The organism is Nocardiopsis lucentensis DSM 44048, from assembly GCF_000341125.1.
Classification (GTDB): domain Bacteria; phylum Actinomycetota; class Actinomycetes; order Streptosporangiales; family Streptosporangiaceae; genus Nocardiopsis; species Nocardiopsis lucentensis.
The window spans coordinates 1-6404 of the sequence record NZ_ANBC01000492.1 but is presented as its reverse complement, the minus strand read 5'-3'; the positions used below and the strand labels follow the sequence as shown (position 1 = coordinate 6404).

The following is a 6404-nucleotide window of genomic DNA, read 5'->3' as shown; positions in this document are numbered from 1 at the left end:
GGCCCCCCCCGCCACGGCGGCGTCGACCTCGGCCTGGCCGCCGTCTGAGACCTCGGCCAGGACGCGGCCGTCACGGGGTGAGACCACCGGGTAGGTCCGGCCGCCGCCGGGTTCGTCGGCGCCGTCGATGTGGTGGTGCGTGGGCGGGTCGAGTGCCGCTGCGCGGCGCGTCAGCTCGTCGTGGGTGGTGTCCAGCACGTGCGGTCCCCCGGGTCGGGAAATAGGTTTGAGCCCAAACGATATGACCCCGACGACCCCCGCACAAGGCGTCCGCGCATATCATTTGGATCCGTACGAACAACGGAGGGAAGGGGACCGCGTGCGCGCGCTCATCGTCGTCCACGAGCACATCACCGAACCCGGACAGGTGGGTGAACGCCTCGCCGAGCGCGGCTACGAGCCCACGGTCCTGCGGGTCGTCCCGGAGGAGCGCTTCGACTCCCCCGACGTGGCCTTCGACTTCCCCGACCCACGGGGGTGGGACGTGGTCGTGCCGATGGGTTCGCCCTGGTCGGTCTACGACGAGCGGACCGTCGGGTCCTGGATCGGCGGCGAGATCGCCCTGGTCCGCAAGGCCCATGAGATGGGCGTCCCCGTCCTGGGCATCTGCTTCGGCGCCCAGGTGCTGGCCGCGGCGACGGGAGGCTCCGTCGAGCCCGCGCCCCGCCCCGAGATCGGCTGGACCGAGATCGACACCGACGACCCCGCGCTCGTCGGCCCCGGTCCGTGGTTGGAGTGGCACTACGACCGCTGCGTCCCGCCGCCCGGCGCGGTGGAGCTGGCACGTACCGCCGTCGGCCCCCAGGCGTTCCGCCTCGGGCGCTCCCTGGGCCTGCAGTTCCACCCGGAGGCCACCGCGCGGATGGTCCGCGGATGGCTGGAGGCGGGCGGGGCGGCCCAGTGCGAGAGCCGCGGGATCGACCCCGCGGCTCTCCTGGACCGGACCATCTCCTTGGAGGCCGAGGCCGGGGAGCGGGCCCGGGCCCTCGTGGACGCCTTCCTCGACCGGGTCGCGTCCGGGTGAGCCCGGGCCCTTGGAGCCTCACTCGGCCGGGCCGGGCCTCCTGTGCCGGGTGGCCCTGACCAGGCCGAGGGTGGCGGCCATGACCGCCGGGACGGTCAGCGCGAGCAGGACCGCGGTACCCGGCGAACCGCCGACCAGGGTCGTGAAGTTGGCCAGGATCAGCAGGACGGCACCCGCGAGGCCGACCGCCGCGAGCGCGGGAGCGACCAGGGTGCTCCAGCTGCGCCCGTCCACCCGCTCACGGCGGAAGAACGCGATCACCGAGACCGAGGTCAGCAGGTACATCGCCATCATCGCCAGGACGGCCGTGCCGCTGAACCAGGAGAAGAGCGTCAGCACCGGGTCCAGCCCCAGCACGGCGAACGGCGCCACCAGCAGCAGGGCGATGGCGGTCTGCGCCGCCCCCGCCAGCCACGGCGCCTGGCGGCGGTTGACCGCCAGCAGCAGGGGACTGAACACCCGTTCCCTCCCCAGGGCGAAGATGTAGCGGCTGGCGGAGTTGTGGAAGGCGAGGATGCCCGCGAAGAGCGACGTCGCCAGCAGCACGGGCAGCACGTCGTGGACCCAGCCGCCCAGGAGGGCCGCCACGGGGGTGAAGACGAACTCGGCCGGATCGGTCTCCAGGCTCGCCCGCGCCGCCCCGGTGGCGCCGGACGCCCCGTGGGCGGAGATCAGCATCCACGAGGCCAGGGCGAAGAACCCGGTGACCAGGATGACGGCGGTGTAGGTGGCCCGGGGAACGGTCCGCTCGGGGTCCTTGGCCTCCTCACCGTAGATCGCGCCGGCCTCGAAACCGAACATGGACGCGACCGCGAACATCACGGCCACCCCCGGCGCCCCCTGCAGCAGCGCGCCGACCGAGAAGCTGGCGGAGGGGTTCAGCCCCTCGGGACCGCCGCCGGTGAACAGGGTGACCAGCGCGAACACCAGCAGGATGCTGAACTCGGCCACCACCAGGACCATGAGCACCCGGGCGCCGATCTCCACACCCGACGCGCCCAACGCCTGGACCACGGCCATGGTCAGCAGCGACCACAGCCACCAGGGCGTCTCGGCTCCCGTGAGGGAGGCGACCAGCCCGCTCATGGTGGCTCCGTAGAGCCCGTACATGGCGGCCTGGATGGCGCAGTAGGCGAACAGCGCCACACCGGCGCTGCCCAGCCCCGTCGTTCGACCCAGTCCGGTGCCGATGTAGGCGGAGAAGGCGCCCGCGTTGACGACGTGGCGGCCCATGGCGGTGAAGCCGACCGCGAAGAGCAGGACCAGCAGACCGGCCAGGGCGTAGGCGGCGGGGACGCCGGTCCCGTTGCCGATGCCGATGGCGATGGGGACGGCCCCGGCGACGCCGGTCAGCGGGGCCTGTGCGGACAGGACGAAGAAGACGATGCCGACCGCCCCGACGGCCCCGGGCTTGAGTTTGCCCGGTGCGGGTGCGGGAGAGGTCGGTGCCGGCCGCTGGGGCTCGACGCTCTGGCGTTCCACGCGGATCACCTGCTTGGAAGAGGAGGGGGACAGATCGTTTTGACCCAAACGAGTTACCTCATCGTGGCGGTGAACTATCCGGATGACAAGGGGTGCCCAGCGGTCTTTGCGAATCCGCGACCTGCCCGCGACGCGTCGGCGCCCCCGCCGTCGACGGCGGGGGCGCCGGGCCGCGGGACGCTACCGCGCGTGTTCGGTGTGCTCCCGCGCCATCCCGCGCAGCAGTTCGCGCAGCGCGCCGACGGCCTCGTCGGTGTCCCCGGCCCCACCCAGGGTGAGCTGGTACAGCACGAGGCCGTCCAGCGCGGAGAAGACCAGGCGGGTCAGGGCGGGCCCCGCGTCCTCGGGCAGGATGCGGGACAGCTCCCGCTCGGTCGCCGCCCGGTAGCCGTCGTACAGGGCCCGAACCTGCTCTCGCAGCTCGGGCCTGCGACGCGCCTCCAAAAGCAGCTCGTACTGGAAGGCCTGCAGGTCGGGATCGGCCTCGACCAGCTCCGACAGCCCGGCCGCGAAGTCCTCGACCCGGCCGCTGCCCGGCTCCAGCAGACTGGAACTCACGCTGGTGCGCACCGCGTAGGCCAGCGCCTCCTCGATGAGCGCGTCGCGTGAGCCGAAGTGGTGCACGACCAGGCCGTGCGTCACCCCCGCCTCCTGCGCGACGGCCCGGTAGGTCAGGTGCCGCAGGCCGCGCCGGGCGACGACGCGCACGGCGGCGCGGAGCAGGGCCTGGCGCCCCTCGCCGTAACCGACCCTGCGCCCCGCGCGGTCGCGGGAACGGGACGGGTTCGGCCTCGCGGTGCCGGAAAGGTCGGTCATGGCCGTGACCCTACCGTTCCGCGCCGTCACGGAGGGGGCCGGTCGCGCGCCCCGGCCCCCGCTCCGCTCAGCGCCGCGGCGGCCGCACCCCACGGAACTCCCAGTCGCCGCCCAGCGCCGTGGAGACGACCTCCTCCGACTCCGTGGGCTGTGCGCCCACGTCGGCCCGGACCGGGGTCGGCCCGGTGACGACGCGGTTGCGCAGCAGCCCCAGCCCCTCGGCCGCCACCTCGACCACGTCTCCGGGCCGGACCGGCCGGGAGTGGGCGGGGGTCCCCGACAGCAGGACGTCCCCGGGCACGAGGGTGATGGTGCGGGCGATGTCGGCGACGAGGTAGTGCATGTCCCACTGCATCTCGTCGGTGGACCCGTCCTGGACCAGCTCCCCGTTCACGTAGGTGCGCAGGTACTTGCCCTGGAAGTCCCAGTCGGTGACCAGTCCCGGCCCGAGCGGGCACAGGGTGTCGGAGCCCTTGACCCGCAGCATCGACCCGGCGTCGGTGTCGCGGAAGTCGTGCAGGCCGAAGTCGTTGGCGACCGTGTATCCGGCGATGTACTCCCCCGCCTCCTCCGGGGAGATGTTGCGGCAGGTGCGACCGATGACGATGGCGACCTCACCCTCGTAGTTGAGCCACACGCACCCCTCGGGACGCACGACGGCGCCCCCGTGGGAGTTGAGCGCCGAGACCGGCTTGTGGAAGTAGGTGGGCGTGTCGGGCAGCCGGATCTGGAACTCCTCGACCCGGCTGCGGTGGTTGAGGTGGACGGCGACGACCTTGGAGGGCACCACCGGCGGCAGGTGGCTGGCCTCCTCCGCCCTGACGCGGCGGCCGTCCCCGGCCACCAACTCGTCGCCCTCGCGGACGGTCTCGACTACGGCGCCGTCGAGGAGGATACGGCGGTACTCAGGCACGGACGGGCTCCTTGTCGGTACGGGGCGCGGTCCAGCCGCCCCCGGGGCGGTCGAACCACAGGTGGACCTGGCCGGTGCCGATGGAGTTCTCGTACTCGCCGTACTGGCGGGCGGGCGCGGTGCACGCCTCCTCGCCCAGGGCTCCGGCCATCATCAGGTAGTGGAAGAACTTCGCCTCGGGCTTGTACCTCCCGAACTCCCCCATGGTCCGCAGGACCCTGTCGTGGCGGCCCTCCTTGAACCAGGCGATGCGCTCCTCGTCGGCGGCTCGGGCCTGCGGGGTGAACACGTGGGAGGGGTCGCTGGACTCGTGGTCGCGCAGTTCGCGCAGCGGCCAGAAGGTGTGCGAGAGCGCGCCGGAGGCGATGAGCAGCACCCTGCGGCCCTCGGTGGCGGCGATGCCGTCGGCCAGCGCGCGGCCCAGCCGCAGGTGGTCCTCCATGTCGCCGGTCTGGCAGACGCCGATGCTGACCCAGCGTTTGTCGGGAAGGCCCTCGCCGAGGAACTTCCACAGGTTGATGGTGGCGTAGTAGATGGGCAGGTGATCGTCGTCGATCGCGGTGATCCAGGTGCCGTGCTCATCGGCGAAGCGGGCGATGTTGTGGGCCAGCTCCGGGTCGCCGGGGAAGTCGTAGGGCATCCGGCACATGCCGCGCGGCAGTTCCTCGGAGGTGAACAGCCCGGCCCGGCGCCGCTGGGCGGTGGCCACGAACTCGACGGTGGTGGCCCAGTGCGAGTCCAGGACGACGACCGTGTCGTAGTCAACGGTCTCGAAGACCTCCCGGCGCAGCTCCTCCAGCCCGGTGACGAGGGTGATCTCCCTGCCCTCGTTCAGTTCCAGGCGTTCCTCGCGCGGCAGCACGATGGTGGGGACGTGGGCGAGCAGCCCCGCTCCGACGATCTCACCCATGGCTCTTCCATCCCTTCGGTGCGGTGACGGTGTTCTTCAGGTCGCAGTAGAAGTCGAAGCTCCAGTTGCCGCCCTCGCGGCCCACACCCGAGAGCCGGGAGCCGCCGAAGGGTGCGCGCAGGTCCCTGACGAAGAAGCAGTTGACCCACACGGTTCCCGCGACCAGGCGGGCGCCGACCCGGTCGGCGCGCGCGGCGTCACCGGTGGCCAGGGTGGCGGCCAGACCGAAGCGGGTGTCGTTGGCCAGCGCCACGGCCTCGTCCTCGGTGGCGAAGGTCTGCAGGGTCAGGACCGGGCCGAAGACCTCCTCCTGGACGATCTCGGAGTCCTGGGCGACGTCGGTGAGCAGGGTGGGTCGGTAGTAGAGGCCGCCCAGGTCGGTGTTGGGGCCGCCGCCGAGAACGGCGCGGGCCCCGGCGTCCAGCGCGCGCCGCACGAAGCCGTCGATCCGCTCCACCTGGCGGGGGTGGATGTTGGGGCCGACGGAGGTGGCCTCCTCGCGCGGATCACCCTGTGTCAGGCGCGACGCCTTGTCGACGAAGCGGCGGGTGAACTCCTCGGCCACGGACTCCTCGACGAGCAGCCGGGTGGCGGCCAGGCACACCTGCCCGGCGTTGTCGTACTGCTCGACCGCCAGGTCGACGGCCAGGTCCAGGTCGGCGTCGGCGAAGACCAGCAGCGGCGACTTGCCGCCCAGCTCCAGGCTGAGCGGGGTGAGGTTGGCCGAGGCCGCGGCGGCGATGGCCCCGGCCGTGGGAACGGAGCCGGTGAAGCTGACGCGACGCACGCCGGGGTGGGCGACGAGCGGGGCGCCGACCTCGGCGCCGTAGCCCTGGACGACGTTGAGGACGCCCGGCGGGAGCCCGGCCTCGGCGGCGATGTCGGCCAGCAGGGAGGCGGTGAGCGGGGACCACTCGGCGGGTTTGAGCACCACCGTGTTCCCGGCCGCGAGCGCCGGGGCGACCTTCCAGGTGGCCAGCATCAGCGGCGCGTTCCACGGGGTGATGAGCACGCACGGCCCGGCCGGGTCCCAGGACACGTGGTTGGTGTGGCCCCGTGTGTCGAAGGGGGCGTGTTCCAGCTCCAGGAGCCAGTCGGCGAAGAAGCGGAAGTTGTGGGCCACGCGCGGCATGACGCCTCGGCGGTGGGACCGCAGCAGCGCGCCGTTGTCGGCGGTCTCGACGGCGGCCAGGTCCTCCAGGCGCTTGTCGACGCCGTCGGCGACGGCGTGGAGGAGGCGGGCCCGCTCGGCTCCGGGC

7 protein-coding genes are annotated in these 6404 nt (G+C 72.7%); 1 reads left to right on the top strand and 6 read right to left on the bottom strand.

Annotated features, from left to right (window positions below; all coding sequences use genetic code 11):
* Positions 1-198: hypothetical protein (locus D471_RS0117535; RefSeq protein WP_026127820.1), on the bottom strand; the 198-nt coding region annotated here is incomplete at its 3' end.
* Between the two features lie 121 nt (positions 199-319).
* Between D471_RS0117535 and D471_RS0117530 the strand changes: the two genes are divergently transcribed.
* Positions 320-1024 carry a type 1 glutamine amidotransferase gene (locus D471_RS0117530; protein WP_017599827.1) on the top strand — a complete coding sequence of 235 codons (705 nt, stop codon included), beginning with the start codon at positions 320-322 and terminating at the stop codon, positions 1022-1024.
* An 18-nt stretch (positions 1025-1042) separates the two neighbouring features.
* Here D471_RS0117530 and D471_RS0117525 read toward each other — a convergent pair whose 3' ends face one another.
* From D471_RS0117525 to D471_RS0117505, 5 genes are all read right to left on the bottom strand, one after another.
* A complete protein-coding gene (locus D471_RS0117525; RefSeq protein WP_051059209.1) occupies positions 1043-2506 on the bottom strand; it encodes an APC family permease in 1464 nt (487 codons plus the stop codon).
* A 180-nt stretch (positions 2507-2686) separates the two neighbouring features.
* Positions 2687-3322 carry a TetR/AcrR family transcriptional regulator gene (locus D471_RS0117520; RefSeq protein ID WP_017599825.1) on the bottom strand — a complete coding sequence of 212 codons (636 nt, stop codon included), beginning with the start codon at positions 3320-3322 and terminating at the stop codon, positions 2687-2689.
* A 67-nt stretch (positions 3323-3389) separates the two neighbouring features.
* Positions 3390-4235 (bottom strand): fumarylacetoacetate hydrolase family protein, encoded by an 846-nt coding sequence (locus D471_RS0117515; RefSeq protein WP_017599824.1) that lies wholly within the window; start codon positions 4233-4235, stop codon positions 3390-3392.
* A complete protein-coding gene (locus tag D471_RS0117510; protein ID WP_017599823.1) occupies positions 4228-5145 on the bottom strand; it encodes a 3,4-dihydroxyphenylacetate 2,3-dioxygenase in 918 nt (305 codons plus the stop codon). Before D471_RS0117510 ends, D471_RS0117515 begins: the two co-directional genes overlap by 8 nt.
* On the bottom strand, positions 5138-6404 hold a 1267-nt coding region (locus tag D471_RS0117505), incomplete at its 5' end, for an aldehyde dehydrogenase (RefSeq protein WP_017599822.1). The genes D471_RS0117505 and D471_RS0117510, both read right to left, overlap by 8 nt.